This window comes from Pseudomonas sp. R28(2017), from assembly GCF_002112505.1.
In the GTDB taxonomy this organism is placed as follows: Bacteria; Pseudomonadota; Gammaproteobacteria; order Pseudomonadales; family Pseudomonadaceae; genus Aquipseudomonas.
The window spans coordinates 332,055-347,733 of the sequence record NZ_NEHW01000004.1; the positions used below are offsets into that span (position 1 = coordinate 332,055).

A 15,679-nucleotide genomic window follows, 5' to 3' on the forward strand; every position below is an offset into this window, starting at 1 on the left:
TGGCTGCATGAGTGCTTCCCTTGCCCGTCTCGAGCGCAAGCTCGGCTACACCTTCAAGAACCAGGAGCAGATGCTGCTGGCCCTGACTCACCGCAGCTATGCCGGGCGCAACAACGAGCGCCTGGAGTTCCTCGGTGACGCCATTCTCAACTTCGTCGCCGGCGAGGCGCTGTTCGAGCGCTTCCCGCAGGCCCGTGAAGGCCAGCTGTCGCGTCTGCGCGCCCGCCTGGTCAAGGGCGAGACCCTGGCCCGCCTGGCCCGTGGTTTCGACCTGGGCGATTACCTGCGCCTGGGCTCGGGTGAGCTCAAGAGCGGTGGCTTCCGCCGTGAGTCGATCCTGGCAGACGCCCTGGAGGCGCTGATCGGCGCCATCTACCTGGACGCCGACATGCAGACCGCGCGCGAGCGTGTGCTCGCCTGGCTGACCGACGAGTTCGAAGGCCTGACCCTGGTCGACACCAACAAGGACCCGAAAACCCGGCTGCAGGAGTTTCTGCAATCGCGCAGCTGCGAGCTGCCGCGTTACGAGGTGGTCGACATCCAGGGCGAACCGCACTGCCGCACGTTCTTCGTCGAGTGTGAAGTGGTGCTGCTGAACAACAAGAGCCGTGGCCAGGGCGTCAGCCGGCGTATCGCCGAGCAGGTCGCCGCCGCTGCTGCATTGATCGCCCTGGGCGTGGAGAATGGCAATGACTGATAACAACCCGACCCGCTGCGGTTACGTGGCCATCGTCGGCCGCCCGAACGTGGGCAAGTCGACCCTGCTCAACCATATCCTCGGCCAGAAGCTGGCGATCACCTCGCGCAAGCCGCAGACCACCCGCCACAACATGCTCGGCATCAAGACCGAGGGTGACGTGCAGGCGATCTACGTCGACACCCCGGGCATGCACAAGGCCAACGACAAGGCCTTGAACCGTTACATGAACCGTAACGCTTCGGCGGCCCTGAAGGACGTCGACGTGGTGATCTTCGTGGTCGACCGCACCAAGTGGACCGACGAGGACCAGCTGGTGCTGGAGCGCGTGCAGTACGTGACCGGCCCGCTGATCATCGCCGTCAACAAGACCGACCGTATGGAAGAGAAGGCCGAGCTGATCCCGCACCTGCAGTGGCTGCAGGAACAACTGCCGAACGCCGAAGTGATGCCGATTTCCGCGCAGCAGGGCCACAACCTGGAAGCGCTGGAAGCCCAGATCGCCAAGCACCTGCCGGAAAACGACCACTTCTTCCCGGAAGACCAGATCACCGACCGCAGCAGCCGCTTCCTCGCCGCCGAACTGGTGCGCGAGAAGATCATGCGCCAGTTGGGTGCGGAGCTGCCGTACCAGATCACCGTGGAAATCGAAGAGTTCAAGCAGCAGGGCCACGTGCTGCACATCCATGCACTGATCCTGGTCGAGCGTGATGGCCAGAAGAAGATCATCATTGGTGACAAGGGCGAGCGTATCAAGCGCATTGGCTCTGAGGCGCGAAAGGACATGGAAGTGCTGTTCGACTCCAAGGTCATGCTCAACCTCTGGGTCAAGGTCAAGGGCGGCTGGTCCGACGACGAACGCGCCCTGCGTTCGCTGGGCTACGGCGACCTTTAACTCGCCCTGAGCAATCGGCGTACCCTGTGGGAGCGGGCTTGTCGGGGCGCTCCCACAGTTACACTGACCTTCAGAGACAGTGCATGGACCAACCCACCCCGCAGCCGGCCTATGTCCTGCACAGCCGCGCCTACAAGGAAACCAGTGCCCTGGTGGACTTCTTCACGCCCCAGGGCCGCCTGCGCGCGGTGCTGCGCCGTGCGCGGGGCAAGGGTGGCAGCCTGGTGCGGCCGTTCGTACCGCTGGAAGTGGAGCTGTTCGGCAAAGGTGAGCTGAAGAACGTCAGGCGCCTGGACTCCGTCGGTATTGCCGCCTGGCTGCATGGCGACGCGCTGTTCAGCGGCCTGTACCTTAACGAACTGCTGATGCGCCTGCTGCCCGCCGAGGCACCGCAGCCAGAGTTGTTCGAGCATTACGCCCTGACCCTGCAGGCGTTGGCCGAAGGCAGGCCCTTGGAGCCCCTGCTGCGCTCCTTCGAGTGGCGGCTGCTGGAAGACCTGGGGTACACCTTCTCGCTCAGCCACGACATCAATGACGACCCGGTCGAAGCCGAAGGCCTGTACCGCTTGCGGGTCGATGCCGGCCTGGAGCGGGTGTACCTGGCCCAGCCTGGCCTGTTCAATGGCACTGCACTGCTGGCCCTGGCCCAGGCTGACTGGGACGCACCGGGTGCCTTGCTGGCGGCCAAGCGCCTGATGCGCCAGGCACTGGCGGTGCACCTGGGGCCAAAACCGCTGGTCAGCCGGGAACTGTTTCGCAAGCGCTGAGCACGTCGTATGCTGTGTGGCTCAAACTTCAGGAGAGCCTTTCGTGACTCACAGCAACCGCATGCTTCTCGGCGTCAACATCGACCACGTGGCGACCCTGCGCCAGGCCCGCGGCACCCGTTACCCGGACCCGGTCAAGGCGGCGCTGGATGCCGAGGAAGCGGGCGCCGATGGCATCACCGTGCACCTGCGTGAAGACCGCCGGCATATCCAGGAGCGCGACGTGGTGCTGCTCAAGGACGTGCTGCAGACGCGCATGAACTTCGAGATGGGCGTCACTGAAGAGATGATGGCCTTCGCCGAAAAAATCCGCCCTGCGCATATCTGCCTGGTTCCCGAAACCCGTCAGGAGCTGACCACCGAAGGTGGACTGGACGTGGCTGGCCAGGAGGCGCGGATCAAGGCGGCGGTCGAGCGCCTGTCGCGTACCGGTGCTGAGGTGTCGTTGTTCATCGATGCCGACGAGCGGCAGATCGAGGCTTCGCGCCGCGTCGGTGCGCCGGCCATCGAGCTGCACACTGGGCGCTATGCCGATGCTGAAACACCGACCGAAGTGGCCGAGGAACTGCAGCGCATCGTCGATGGCGTGGCGTTTGGCGTGGGCCAGGGGCTGATCGTCAATGCTGGCCATGGCCTGCATTACCACAATGTCGAGGCGGTGGCGGCGATCAAGGGGATCAATGAACTGAACATTGGCCACGCGCTGGTGGCGCATGCCTTGTTCGTTGGCTTCAAGGCCGCTGTGGCCGAGATGAAGGCGCTGATCGTCGCGGCTTCGCGCTGATCCTTCGGTTGCCAGTACCGGCCTCTTCGCGGGCACGCCCGCTCCTACAGGAATAGCGCATGCCTTCAGGCTGTGGAGCACCTGTGGGAGCGGGCGAGCCCGCGAAGAGGCCGGTACAGGTAACACGCTTACTCTGCTCGAAATACCAGCGTGAAACGTGTAGGCCCTGAAGGGCAGCTGCTCACCTCGACCCGCCCCCCATGCAACTGCATGATCGACTTCACGATCGCCAGCCCCAATCCCGTCCCACCCTCCAGCCGCGAGCGCCCCGACCCCACGCGGTAGAACCGCTCGAACAACTGCGGGCAATGTTCTTCGGCAATCCCCGGTCCCAGGTTTTCCACCCACACCCGTACCTCGCTGCCTTGGCGCTCGATGCCCAGCTTCACAGGCTGCCCGTCTGGCCCATGCCGTATGGCATTGCTCAACAGGTTCGACAGCGCCCGCTGGAACATCAAGCGGTCCGCCAGTGCGGTCCCCCAGCCCTGCACATGCAGCTCGATGCCCTTGAGCTCGGCACTGAAGGCAAACAGCTCGCTGACCTGCGCCGCTTCACCGGCCAGGGCCAGCGGCTTGAGCGCCACCTGCGCCTGTGGCTGGCTGACCTGTGCGAGGAACAGCATGTCGTTGATGATGCGGCTGAGTCGGGTCAGCTCTTCGATGCTGTCTTCCAGCACTTCCCGGTAATGCTCGCCATCACGCTCGCGGGCCAGGGTGACCTGGGCCTTGCCCATCAGGTTGCTCAGCGGGGTACGCAGTTCGTGGGCCAGGTCGTCGGAGAACTGCGACAGCTGGCGCACACCCTGATCCAGGCGGTCGAGCATCACATTGATACTGCATGCCAGCTCCGCCAGCTCCAGGGGCAGCCCGGTCACGGGCAGCCGGTGTTGCAGGTCCTGGGCAGAGACCTGCCCGGCGATGCGGCGGAAGTGGCGCAGTGGCTTCAGGCCGCGTTGCACGAGCCACCAGGCGCCAGCGCCGATCAGCAGCAACAGCAGTGGCAAGGCCAGCAGTGTCGAGTGCAGGTAGGCCTGAAGCAGGGCATGGTCGTCGGCGCGGTTGAGCGACATCATCACCCGCACCGGGGTGTCGTCGCGCAGGCGCATCTGCCGGGTGACGGTGAGGATCTGGTTACCGCTGCTGTCACGCCATTCGTGGTAGTTAAGCCGCGAATCGGTATGCAATTCGCCCACCCGGGACTCAAGCGCAGGGCCGAGGCTGAGCAGGTGCGGATGGCGGCCCTCTAGGGCCAGTACGCTGAGGCTGAGGTTGTCGTGGCCCATCACCAGGTCAAGCAACGGATGGGCGCGGCTGCCGAGGTCTTCGCTGCGCAGGTCGACGCGCAGATTGTGCTCGACCTGCAACATCTTGCGTGCCAGGTCCTTGCGCGCGCGGCTGTCCAGTTCGTGGTCGAGGGCGAACACGGCCAGGCAGGCGAGCAGCAACACCAGGGCAGCGCCCATCAGGGTCACGCTCAGGCCCAGGCGCAGCGACAGGCTGGCGTGCTTCACACGCGGGCCTCGAGCACATAGCCGACGCCGCGCAGGGTATGGATCAGCTTGTCGTCGAACGGGTCGTCGATTTTCGCCCGCAGGCGGCGGATCGACACCTCCACCACATTGGTGTCGCAGTCGAAATTCATGTCCCACACCAGCGAGATGATCTGCGTGCGCGACAGCACCTCGCCACTCTGGCGCATCAGCAGGTGCAGCAGGGCGAACTCCTTGGCGGTCAGGTCGATGCGCTTGCCGGCGCGGTAGGCGCGGTGGCGGCCGGGGTCCAGCTCCAGGTCGGCGACGCGCAGGGTGCTCGGTTGCAGTTGCTGGTCGTTACGGCGCAGCAGGCTGCGGATGCGGGCCAGCAGTTCGGGGAATTCGAACGGTTTGAGCAGGTAGTCATCCGCGCCCAGGTCGAGGCCTTTGACCCGGTCGGACAGGCGACCATGGGCTGTCAGCATCATGATCCGCGTGGCCGATTCGGCGCGCAGGCGCTGCAGCACTGTCCAACCGTCCAGTTCGGGCAGGTTGACGTCGAGGATGATCAGCTCGTAGGGCTGCTGGCGCGCCAGGTGCAAGCCGTCGATGCCGGTGTGGGCGCAGTCGACCACGTAGCCGTTTTCGCGCAGGCCTTGTTGCAGGTAGTCGGCGGTACGCAGTTCGTCCTCGATGATCAGTAGGCGCATGGGTGGGCTCTATGTGCTGGGAAGGGCGGGATTCTCAAGCCTGTAGGGGCTTCAGGGTCAAGCCGCAGGATGTTACGGCATGCGAATGGCCGGTCGGCGTAGATAACGGATTTGTAATCCTGGTGTTAGCTGGGTGTCTGCCAAGGGCCACATTGCAAGACTGTAATGCCCGCCTCACCTTGGCGTTAGCTGCCCGTAGATACGATTGCCCTGTCTGACCGGTTATCAACGAGGCAACCACGATGAACCTGACCAAGTACCTGCTGCTGGCGACCCTCGCCTTGGGCAGCGCCAGTGTCTACGCCGAAGGCGGCGCCGAACGTTCCCAGCAGTTCTGGCAAGCATTCCGCCAGGATCAGGAGCGCCTGCACGGCGATAAGCAACAGGCCATCGCCGAGCGCGAGCGCAAGGCGCAGGAGAAGGCCCGCGAGGTGGCCAAGGACTGAGGCAACAGCAGCTGTGCCGGCACTGCTCCCCGGCACAGGTGTGATTCGGGCGTCCTCATGGACGCCTTTTTTATTTGCGCGCCAGCAGGGTGGCGCGGCGCGGGGCTGGCAGGCCTTCGATGGTCTTGCTGTGGTCGTTCGGGTCGAGGAAATCGCCCAGCGACTGGTAGCGCATCCATTCGGTGCTGCGCTGTTCGTCGATGCTGGTGACGCTCACGTCGACGCAGCGCACGTCAGTGAAACCGGCCCGGCGCAACCAGCGCTCCAAGGCCGGTACCGACGGCAGGTACCAGACGTTGCGCATCTGCGCGTAACGGTCTTCGGGCACCAGCACCTGGTTTTCGTCGCCCTCGATCACCAGGGTTTCCAGCACCAGCTCGCCGCCTTTGACCAGGCAGTCCTTGAGCGCCAGCAGGTGCTCGATGGGCGAGCGGCGGTGGTAGAACACGCCCATGGAAAACACGGTGTCGAAGCCTTCGAGGTTGGCCGGCAGCTCTTCCAGGGCTAACGGCAGGTGCCAGGCGGGCAGTTCCGGCAGGTACTGTTGCACGGCCTGGAACTGGCAGAAGAACAGCCAGTTGGGATCGACGCCGATGACCATGTCGGCGCCGGCGCCGAGCATGCGCCACTGGTAGTAGCCATTGCCGCAGCCGACATCGAGCACGCGCTTGCCCTTGAGGTCGAGGTGCGGGCCGACCCGCGACCACTTCCAGTCCGAGCGCCATTCGGTGTCGACATGCACGCCAAACAGGTCGAACGGCCCCTTGCGCCAGGGCGACAGGCCCATCAGCGCCTGGCGCATCTGCGCACGGGTGGCGTCATCGCACTCGCAATCCAGGCGCAGGCCGTCGACCAGGTCTATTTCGCTGGGCTGCAGGGCTGGCAGCGCGTCGAGCGCACCGCGCCAGCGGTCGAGGTCGCCGTGGCCTTTTTCCAGTTTGGCTTGCAGTTGTGCTTGCAGGCCCTGGGACCAGGAAGACAGGGGCGTGCCCGCCAGGCGGCGGACGAGGGGGGACAGATCGATCATGGCAAGGCTATCAGCGAGGCAAAGTTGAGGCATTGGAACCAGGGCACCACCTTGGTGAAACCGGCTGCGTGCAGGCGTTCCTTGTGGGCTTCCAGGGTGTCGGGCTTCATCACGTTCTCGATGGCGCTGCGCTTCTGGGCGATTTCCAGTTCGCTGTAGCCATTGGCCCGCTTGAAGTCCAGGTGCAGTTCGTTCAGCAGTGTCTGCTGCTCGTCATCGGCGAAGCGCAGTTTCTCCGAGAGGATCAGCGCGCCGCCGGGCAGCAGTGCCTGGCGGATCTGGCCGAGCAGCCCCAGGCGTTGTTCCGGGGCGATGAACTGCAGGGTGAAGTTCATCGCCACCACCGAGGCCGGTTCGAAGGGCAGGGTGAGGATGTCGGCTTCAAGCACGTCGACCGGCAGCAGCTCCTGGAACATTGAATCCTGGGCGGTCAGGTACTGGCGGCAACGTTCGACCATGGCGGCCGAATTGTCCACCGCGATCACCCGGCAGCCATCGCTGCGTACATGGCGGCGCAGCGACTGGGTGACGGCACCCAGGGAAGCGCCCAGGTCATACAGCGCGCTGTTCGGTTGGGCGAAGCGCGCGGCCAGCACGCCGAGGTTTTCGACGATGGTCGGGTAACCGGGCACCGAGCGCTTGATCATGTCCGGGAATACACGCACCACGTCTTCGTTGAAGACGAAGTCGGGTACCTGCTCCAGGGGTTGGGCAAATAGGCGGTCGGGCGATCGATTCACAGCGGGCTCGAGGCAAAGGCATACGGCATCGCATTTTAGCCAAAAGGCAGGGAGCTGACCATGGTTGTCTGTCCTACAACCCGTGCTCGCTTATTCATACCGCCAGTGTAGAGCTTTAACAGTTACAGCACGAATGCGACTGGGGGTAATTTTGGCGGGCACTTGCAATTAACTTAACCAGGATGTTGTCATGGGATCACTACCAAATGAAAGCCCAATTTCGTCGGATGGGCCAGTTGAAAATCTGGCTGTAAAAGTCAGGGCGCAGAAGTTACCAGAAAAATATTTCGCATTTCTTGCAGAGCGATCAAGCAACACGTCCCAGGCTGCCAGCATAATGACACCTGACAACCTTCGGGTCATCAAGGGCTATGTGCGCGCTGTGCGCAAATTGTCCCGGACCGAAGAGGATATCAAGGAAGAAGCGGATTACGAATTGTTGGGCGTCGAAGTAGACAAGATTATCGATTTGAACAAAAGGCTACATCGGCATGTGGATGAATGGGACAAGCTCGAACGACAAATCAAGGAGCTGGGTCCAGTAATTGAATTGTTTGCCAAGTCGATGAAAAGTCGAGGCGGCGCTTTGATCGAAAGTATCGAGGGCACTGCCGTCTTTCAGCGTATTGCCAGCGAAAAAAATAAGCAGGGGGGTGATCTCTATACCGCTGAGCTCACGGGTGAGGAACGCAGCGCGATCCTGAGTGTTATCGACAGACGCTTGGGAGAACTCATCAAGGAAATTGAACAAACCAAGATGCATATTGACGATGTCGATGAGCGGGCGACGTGGTTTCATAAAGAAATCGAAATTGAAATAAAACCGCACCTTAAACGCGTGAATCAACACATTGATCGCACGCTGAAGACCCGATCCGATACGCTCGTTAGTGAGCGAGATGATTTGGACTCCCAGATCGAGGCGTTGAGTGGGCAATACAGTACCGAGGTTGGATACGCCTTTACCGGACTTGTCTTGGGACCTCTTGGCTTGATTGTTACGGGGGGGATATTTGGTTCCCAGGCCGAAGATACGAGGGCCAGAAAAAATAACTTTATCAAGGAGCGGGACCGGTTGTCCGAGCGTTTGGTTGACCTGATCCCGGCAATCAAGAACATGGAAGTCATCAACGCCAAGATCAGTGACCTGAAATACAGGACGACGGACCTCATTAGTGCTACTCAACGCTTGGCGGATGTCTGGCTGTATTTGAGCAAATTTGCGAGCACCTCGCTGGAAGAGTCCAGGAACTTATCGACGAGCACCGACCTGGAAGATTTCGTTCAGGACTTCGTTGAAGTTATCAGGCCATGGGGACGTATTGGAGATATCTGTCACACGTTGTCGGAGCTGTTTAATCAGTTACTGGAGGAACATCAGAATGTCTAATCAAGGGCCTATTGCCGTAGAGCGTGCAGTGCCGGACTTTGTCGAGCTGAAGCAACTGAAGTTCAAGGCGTTCGAAATGTGTGATGAGGTGCAGGACGAAGTAACGCCTGGTGTCAAGGACCTGTGTCGGCAATTCAAGGAAGTCCTGCTGGCTACTGATCGGTCACTTCGGGAGGCCGTGCTCGGTGGTACTGTGTTGCTGGGCAATAAACTATTCGCTCTTCCTGCCGAAGCGACAGTGCCAACGGGCAAGATCGCCGAGGCTTCCACCCTGCAGGCAACACTGTGCGGTGAGTTGGCACAGCAAACCTTGCGTCTTGAATTGCTTTCATGGTCTGCAGTCGATCAGCAAGTGGTATGGCTCGAGCAATCCGTTGCCGACCTTAATGAGGAAGGCACGCCTGCCGAGCTTCGATTGGAAAAACTGCAACAACAACATGCAGACATCGTTGCAGCCATCGATGCTTTCGAGACGCCGACCGTCTACAAAGCATTCAAAGGCCTCATACCCAGTGAAGAGGACATTGATGCCGCTTTCGGGTTCATCAAGAACCCCAAGGTGGATGCGGCGTTGTTGAAGCAGGTTCGCAGTAAGCTGCTCTCCCATGTAGAAGTGCTTGAGGGCGCGAGCACGTTCAGTGAGTTGACCCAAGTGCGCAATCGGCTTTGCGAAAGCATTCACGAAGCCAAACAGCTATGTGAGATTGCCCAGAGGCGTAAGGACAAAGCCATGGCTGAACTTGAGTCAACCCGTGCGTTGGCCGGCATAGGATCAATCAAGGATTGCTGGCTTCAGTCGGCCCGCAAGGTCGTGGCGTTCTGGCAATCCTGCTCTGATACGCTCACGGCCGGCGTTGAACCCGAGAAGGCACTGATTGTCCTGGAGGACTTGTACCGATACCTTCTGGCGGTACAAAAAGCCTTCGAGCGTGCCTAGTCATCGGACCCTGATTGCACAATCGAAAGTTTGTACAGGGCGCACCTCTGGGGCCCAAGGCTGCTGGTAAATCAACACCAGATGACCTTCACCTTCGGCGCGGGCTTCGAAACGCCAGGTCGAAATACCTGAGCTGCCGACGATACCGGCGTCTTCGGGGGTGCTGTAGACCTCGGGGCCGAGACTGCGCAGCACATTCGACGCCGGGTTCTGTACCAGCCAGCGGTAACCGGTGGTGGGGTTGCTTGGCAGGGTCAGGGTAAGACTCTGCCCGACCTGCAGGCGCTTGGGGCATTCGCTGTCGGCGTCCAGTTCTACGGTTTGCTTAGGCTGCTGGGCGCAGGCGGCGAGCAGGGCGAGGCTCAGGGGAACGAGCAGACGAGGGGCGGTCATGGTGGCTCCAAAGGCTGGCGATGGCCTGAGGATACCCGATGATCAAGGGATTTAGTGTTGCCAGTGCCGGCCTCTTCGCGGCTAAAGCCGCTCCCACAGGTACAACACAGCGCTTGAAGACTGTGAATTCCCTGTGGGAGATCACGGCTGCGCTGTCGCGCAGAGAACAAAGCCTCGGCATGCGCCGCTTTACCCTGTGGGAGCGGGCGTGCCCGCGAAGCATGCGACGCGGTGCATGGCACCGGCTTCGCCGGTGTTCGCGGGCGCGCCCGCTCCCACAAGACCTCAGCTAAATCAAAGAGTTATGTATTGTTCTATGAGAGCGGGTTCACCCGCGAACAGGCCGGTACAGGTCAGAACAGGACTTTGGCCACGTCAGCGAAGCGCTTGGCGAAGTGCACGGTCATGCCTTCGCGCAGGTAGTCCGGCAGCTCTTCGAAGTCCCCGCGGTTCGGCTCCGGCAGGATCAGCTCGAAGATCTTCTGCCGCCGCGCCGCGATCACCTTCTCGCGTACGCCGCCAATCGGCAGCACCTGGCCGGTGAGGGTGAGCTCGCCGGTCATGGCCACGCCTTTCTTCGGCACCTGGTCGCGGGCCAGCGACAGCAGCGCGCTGGCCATGGTGATGCCGGCACTCGGGCCATCCTTGGGCGTGGCGCCTTCGGGCACGTGCAGGTGAATGAACGCTTCGTTGAAGAAGCCCGGGTCACCGCCAAACTGCTTGAGGTTGGAACTGACGTAGCTGTAGGCGATTTCGGCGGACTCCTTCATCACATCACCCAGCTTGCCGGTGAGCTTGAAGCCGCGGTTCAGGGTATGGATGCGCGTTGCCTCGATCGGCAGGGTCGCGCCACCCATGCTGGTCCAGGCCAGGCCGGTGATCACGCCTTTGCCCGCCAGCACCTGCTCGCTACGGAACACTGGCATGCCCAGGGCGGCCTCCAGGTCCTTGTTGCCGATCTTGAGCTTGGCATCCGGGTTTTCCAGCAGCTTGACCACGGCCTTGCGCACCAGCTTGCCCAGCTGTTTCTCCAGCTGGCGTACGCCGGCTTCACGGGCATAGCCCTCGATTACCGTGCGCAGGGCGCTGTCGCTGATGCTCAGGCTGGTCTTGGCGACGCCGGCCTTTTCCAGCTGCTTGGGCCACAGGTGGCGCTTGGCGATGGCCAGCTTCTCTTCGGTGATGTAGCCGGACAGGCGGATCACCTCCATGCGGTCGAGTAGCGGCCCAGGGATCGAGTCCAGGGTGTTGGCGGTGCACACGAACAGCACCTTGGACAGGTCCAGGCGCAGGTCCAGGTAGTGGTCGAGGAAATCGACGTTCTGCTCCGGATCGAGGGTTTCCAGCAGCGCCGAGGCCGGGTCGCCCTGGTAGCTCTGGCCCATCTTGTCGATCTCGTCGAGCATGATCACCGGGTTCATCACTTCGACGTCCTTCAGCGCCTGCACCAGCTTGCCCGGCTGGGCGCCGATGTAGGTGCGGCGGTGGCCCTTGATCTCGGCCTCGTCGCGCATGCCGCCGACGCTGAAGCGGTAGAACGGCCGACCGAGGGATTCGGCGATGGACTTGCCGATGCTGGTCTTGCCCACCCCGGGCGGGCCCACCAGTAGCACGATCGAGCCGCTGATCTCGCCTTTCCAGGCACCGACGGCGAGGAACTCGAGGATACGTTCCTTGATGTCGTCCAGGCCCGCGTGGTGCTGGTCGAGCACCTTGCGTGCATGTTTCAGGTCGAGCTTGTCCTTGCCGTACAGGCCCCAGGGCAGGGCGGTGGCCCATTCCAGGTAGTTGCGGGTAACGGCGTATTCGGGTGAGCCGGTCTCGAGGATGGCCAGCTTGCCCATTTCTTCGTCGATGCGCTTTTTCGCCTGCTCGGGCAAGGTCTTGCCCGCAAGGCGCTGCTTGAACTGTTCGAGGTCGGCGCTGCGGTCGTCCTTGGTCAGACCCAGCTCCTGCTGGATGACCTTGAGCTGCTCCTTGAGGAAGAACTCGCGCTGGTGTTCACCGATCTGCCGGTTGACCTCGGCGGAAATCTCGTTCTGCAGGCGCGCGACCTCGACCTCCTTGCGCAGCATCGGCAGCACCTTCTCCATGCGCTTGAGCATGGGCACGCAGTCGAGCACTTCCTGCAGCTCGTTGCCGGTGGCAGAGGTGAGCGCGGCGGCAAAGTCGGTGAGCGGCGACGGGTCGTTGGGGCTGAAGCGATTGAGGTAGTTCTTGAGTTCTTCGCTGTACAGCGGGTTGAGCGGCAGCAGCTCCTTGATCGCGTTGATCAGCGCCATGCCGTAGGCCTTGACCTCGTCGGTCGGCTCGGCCGGCTGGCGCGGGTACTCGACTTCGACCAGGTATGGGGGGCGATGGTGCTTGAGCCAGGTGCGGATGCGTACCCGGGTCAGGCCCTGGGCGACGAACTGCAACTTGCCGTTCTCGCGGCTGGCGTGGTGCACCTTGACCAGGGTGCCGTACTCCGGCAGGGCCGAGGTGTCGAAATGGCGGTGGTCTTCCGGCGGGGTGTCCATGAAGAACAGTGCCAGCGAGTGGTGTTCGGTCTTGGCGACCAGGTCGAGGGTTTCGGCCCAGGGCTCTTCGTTGACGATCACCGGCAGCACTTGCGCGGGGAAGAACGGGCGGTTGTGGATCGGGATCACATAGACCTTGTCCGGCAGCTGCTGGCCGGGCAGGGCGAGGGCGTGGCCGGTATCGGCCTGGGGGGCGGGCTGTTCGACTGCGCTGTGTTCGTCGGGTTGTTCCGGGAAATCCTGCTGGTCGCTCATGGGGCACCTGCGTGAATGACTATGGTGCTTAGATGGGGCGCGGGGGGATGGGTTTCAATGGTAGACGAAGGGCGCAGGGGGTGGGTTTCATCTTTGCTGGCCAGTACCGGCCCATTCGCGGGCAAGCCCGCTCCCACAGGTCCCCCACAGTTCTAAAGCCTGTGGGGGACCTGTGGGAGCGGGCTTGCCCGCGAATGCGGCAGTGAGGCCACCGCCGCTACTGAGGGTTACTGGGCCAATTTGTAAGCGATGATGTAATCGCCCATTTTCGTGCCCAGCGAGCCATGCCCGCCGGCGACGATCAGCACATACTGCTTGCCGTCCTTGCCGGTATAGGTCATCGGCGTGGCCTGGCCACCTGCTGGCAGGCGGGCCTTCCACAGTTCCTTGCCGTTGTTCACGTCATAGGCGCGCAGGTACTGGTCGAGGGTGCCGCTGAGGAAGCCGACGCCACCTGCCGTGACGATCGAACCGCCCATGCTCGGTACGCCCACCGGCATGCCGATCGGCACCGGGGTGCTGTCACGGGTCGTGCCGTTCTTGCGCTTCCACACCACCTTGTTGGTGAACAGGTCGATGGCCGCGACATAACCCCAGGCCGGCGCCTGGCACGGGATGCCGATAGGCGACATGAACGGGTGCATGGTCACCGCGTACGGCGCGCCGGTGTTCGGCTGCACGCCGCTGGTCTCGCTTTCGCGCTTGCTGCCGGCGGCCACCTGCTCGCGCGGCACCATCTTCGACACGAAGGCCATGTAGTTGGGCGAGGTGAACAGCAGTTGGCGCACCGGGTCGACCGACACGCTGCCCCAGTTGAACACGCCGACGTTGCCCGGGTAGACCAAGCTGCCCTGTTCGGACGGCGGGGTGTACTGGCCTTCGTAGCGCAGCTCGCGGAACTGGATGCGGCAGAGCATCTGGTCGAACGGCGTGGCGCCCCACATGGACTGTTCGGTCAGCTCAGGGCCGAGCAGGTTGAGGTCGGAACGGGCCTGGGTCGGTGCGGTGTGGTCACCCTTGACCGCGCCCTGCGGGACCGGGATCTCGCGGATCGGCACGATCGGCGTGCCGTCGCGGCGGTCGAGCACATACAGGCTGCCCTGCTTGGTCGGCACGATGATCGCCGGCTTGATGTCGTCCTTGGTCTTCAGGTGCACCAGGGTCGGCTGGCTGCCGACGTCCATGTCCCACAGGTCGTGGTGGGTGAACTGGTAGTTCCAGCGCGCCTTGCCGGTGGCAAGGTCCAGGGCGACAACACCGGCGCTGTACTTCTCGGCGCCCGGGGTGCGGTCAGCGCCCCACTGGTCAGGGGTCTGGTTGCCCAGCGGCAGGTAGACCATGCCCAGGTCTTCGTCGACGCTTGCCAGCGACCACATGTTGGCCGAGTTGCGGCTGTACATCTTGCCCGGGGCCAGCGGCTTGGTGTCGTCCGGATTGTTGCTGTCCCAGTTCCACACCAGGCGGCCGTCGTGCACATCGTAGGCGCGGATCACGCCGGACGGTTCGTTGGTCGACTCGTTGTCGGTGACATGGCCGCCGATGATTACCAGGCTGCGGGTGATCGCCACTGGCGAGGTGGAGTAGTAGCCGCCAGCGGTGAACGGGCCGATGCCCGTGGTCAGGTCGATCGCGCCCTGGTTGGCGAAGCCTTCGCAGACCTTGCCGTTGTCGGCGTTGATGGCGATCAGGCGGGCGTCGGCGGTCGGCAGGTAGAGGCGGCGCGGGCAAGCCTGGGCCACGGCCTGGCCGGCATCGGACACTTTCGGCGCCGGGCTGCCGTCACGGCTGACGTAGCTGTTTTCGTCGTAGTACGAGACGCCGCGGCAAGTCATGTGGGCGAAGCCCTTGAAGGTGCCGACCGGGGTCTTGATCTGCGGGTCGTAGCGCCAGATCTCGGCGCCGGTGTCCGGGTCCAGGGCCAGCACTTTGCTGTGGGCGGTGCAGGCATAGAGCATGCCGTTGGCCTTCAGCGGGGTGTTTTCGTTGGTCAGCTCCACCGGGTCGTTTTCGGTCGGCAGGTCGCCTGTGCGGATGCGCCAGGCTTCTTCCAGGCGGTAGGCGTTCTGCGGGGTGATCTGGCGCAGCGGCGAATAGCGGTCGCCGTGCTCGGTGCGGCCATAGGCCTGCCAGTCGCCATCGGGCATGGCCGGTGCGGCGCTGCCCATTTCGCTGTTGTCGCGGCCGAGCTCGCCGAACACTTCACCCGGGTGGGTGAACTGGCTGCCCAGGGCACAGGCGCCCGAAGCCAGCACGGCAACGCTCAGCAGCGCGGTGTTGGCCTTGGCGGCAGGGCCGGTCAACGGGCGACGTGCCCATGGCAACAGCAGTACCACACCGATGGCGAACCAGATGGCCAGGCGCGGCACCAGTTGCCACCAGTCCAGGCCCACTTCAAGCATGGCCCACACGGTACTGCCCAGCAGCACCAGGCCATACAGGCCCAGGGCGATGCGGCGCTTGGCCAGCAGCAGGGCGCCCGACAGAGCGAAGCCGATACCGGCAATCAGGTAGTACAGCGATCCGCCCAGCTGGCTCAGCTTGATGCCGCCGGCCAGCAGGGCCAGGCCCATCAGCAACAGCAGCACGCCCATCAGGCGCGGTAGCCAGCGGGTTCCTTGGTTGGCACCGTCAGTGCTCATCGTAGGTT

Annotated in this window: 14 protein-coding genes; 7 read left to right on the top strand and 7 right to left on the bottom strand. The window is 62.9% G+C overall.

What is annotated here, in order from left to right; genetic code table 11:
- The first annotated feature begins 7 nt into the window (after positions 1 to 7).
- The 4 genes from rnc to pdxJ all read left to right on the top strand — a co-directional run bounded on the left by rnc (position 8) and on the right by pdxJ (position 3,143).
- Positions 8 to 697 (top strand): ribonuclease III, encoded by a 690-nt coding sequence (gene rnc / locus CAF78_RS09575; protein ID WP_027917873.1) that lies wholly within the window; start codon positions 8 to 10, stop codon positions 695 to 697.
- Entirely contained in the window at positions 690 to 1,592 is a 903-nt protein-coding gene (gene era / locus CAF78_RS09580; protein ID WP_016498176.1) for a GTPase Era, read from the top strand. The genes rnc and era overlap by 8 nt, the downstream gene beginning before the upstream one ends.
- An 83-nt stretch (positions 1,593 to 1,675) precedes the next feature.
- Complete coding sequence (recO, locus tag CAF78_RS09585; RefSeq protein ID WP_085675193.1) at positions 1,676 to 2,359, top strand: DNA repair protein RecO; 684 nt, start codon at positions 1,676 to 1,678, stop codon at positions 2,357 to 2,359.
- Between the two features lie 61 nt (positions 2,360 to 2,420).
- Entirely contained in the window at positions 2,421 to 3,143 is a 723-nt protein-coding gene (gene pdxJ / locus CAF78_RS09590; protein WP_152954894.1) for a pyridoxine 5'-phosphate synthase, read from the top strand.
- Between the two features lie 128 nt (positions 3,144 to 3,271).
- Here the strand turns inward: pdxJ and CAF78_RS09595 are convergent, their stop codons facing one another.
- Both CAF78_RS09595 and CAF78_RS09600 read right to left on the bottom strand, forming a co-directional pair.
- A complete protein-coding gene (locus CAF78_RS09595) occupies positions 3,272 to 4,654 on the bottom strand; it encodes a heavy metal sensor histidine kinase (protein WP_085675194.1) in 1,383 nt (460 codons plus the stop codon).
- Positions 4,651 to 5,325: a heavy metal response regulator transcription factor gene (locus CAF78_RS09600; protein ID WP_085675195.1), complete on the bottom strand. Its 675-nt coding sequence runs from the start codon at positions 5,323 to 5,325 to the stop codon at positions 4,651 to 4,653. The genes CAF78_RS09595 and CAF78_RS09600 overlap by 4 nt, the downstream gene beginning before the upstream one ends.
- A 242-nt stretch (positions 5,326 to 5,567) precedes the next feature.
- Here CAF78_RS09600 and CAF78_RS09605 point away from each other — a divergent pair, with 242 nt between their 5' ends.
- Positions 5,568 to 5,771, top strand: coding sequence for a hypothetical protein (locus CAF78_RS09605; protein ID WP_085675196.1), 204 nt, complete (start codon positions 5,568 to 5,570; stop codon positions 5,769 to 5,771).
- A gap of 70 nt (positions 5,772 to 5,841) precedes the next feature.
- Here CAF78_RS09605 and cmoB read toward each other — a convergent pair whose 3' ends face one another.
- On the bottom strand, positions 5,842 to 6,798 hold the full coding sequence (cmoB, locus tag CAF78_RS09610) for a tRNA 5-methoxyuridine(34)/uridine 5-oxyacetic acid(34) synthase CmoB (protein ID WP_085675197.1): 957 nt from the start codon (positions 6,796 to 6,798) through the stop codon (positions 5,842 to 5,844).
- The gene (gene cmoA / locus CAF78_RS09615; protein ID WP_085675198.1) at positions 6,795 to 7,538 is read right to left on the bottom strand and encodes a carboxy-S-adenosyl-L-methionine synthase CmoA; all 744 of its coding nucleotides are present in this window, start codon (positions 7,536 to 7,538) and stop codon (positions 6,795 to 6,797) included. The genes cmoB and cmoA overlap by 4 nt, the downstream gene beginning before the upstream one ends.
- Positions 7,539 to 7,728: 190 nt before the next feature.
- Here cmoA and CAF78_RS09620 point away from each other — a divergent pair, with 190 nt between their 5' ends.
- Positions 7,729 to 8,928 (top strand): alpha-xenorhabdolysin family binary toxin subunit A, encoded by a 1,200-nt coding sequence (locus tag CAF78_RS09620; RefSeq protein ID WP_143515031.1) that lies wholly within the window; start codon positions 7,729 to 7,731, stop codon positions 8,926 to 8,928.
- Entirely contained in the window at positions 8,921 to 9,865 is a 945-nt protein-coding gene (locus CAF78_RS09625; protein WP_085675200.1) for an alpha-xenorhabdolysin family binary toxin subunit B, read from the top strand. The genes CAF78_RS09620 and CAF78_RS09625 overlap by 8 nt, the downstream gene beginning before the upstream one ends.
- On the opposite strand, the gene CAF78_RS09630 is transcribed toward CAF78_RS09625, so the two are convergent.
- The 3 genes from CAF78_RS09630 to CAF78_RS09640 all read right to left on the bottom strand — a co-directional run bounded on the left by CAF78_RS09630 (position 9,866) and on the right by CAF78_RS09640 (position 15,671).
- The gene (locus CAF78_RS09630; RefSeq protein WP_085675201.1) at positions 9,866 to 10,258 is read right to left on the bottom strand and encodes a protease inhibitor I42 family protein; all 393 of its coding nucleotides are present in this window, start codon (positions 10,256 to 10,258) and stop codon (positions 9,866 to 9,868) included.
- Positions 10,259 to 10,611: 353 nt separating this feature from the next.
- Positions 10,612 to 13,032 carry an endopeptidase La gene (gene lon / locus CAF78_RS09635; RefSeq protein WP_085675202.1) on the bottom strand — a complete coding sequence of 807 codons (2,421 nt, stop codon included), beginning with the start codon at positions 13,030 to 13,032 and terminating at the stop codon, positions 10,612 to 10,614.
- 227 nt (positions 13,033 to 13,259) lie between these two features.
- Complete coding sequence (locus tag CAF78_RS09640) at positions 13,260 to 15,671, bottom strand: glucose/quinate/shikimate family membrane-bound PQQ-dependent dehydrogenase (protein WP_085675203.1); 2,412 nt, start codon at positions 15,669 to 15,671, stop codon at positions 13,260 to 13,262.
- Between the last annotated feature and the right edge of the window lie 8 nt (positions 15,672 to 15,679).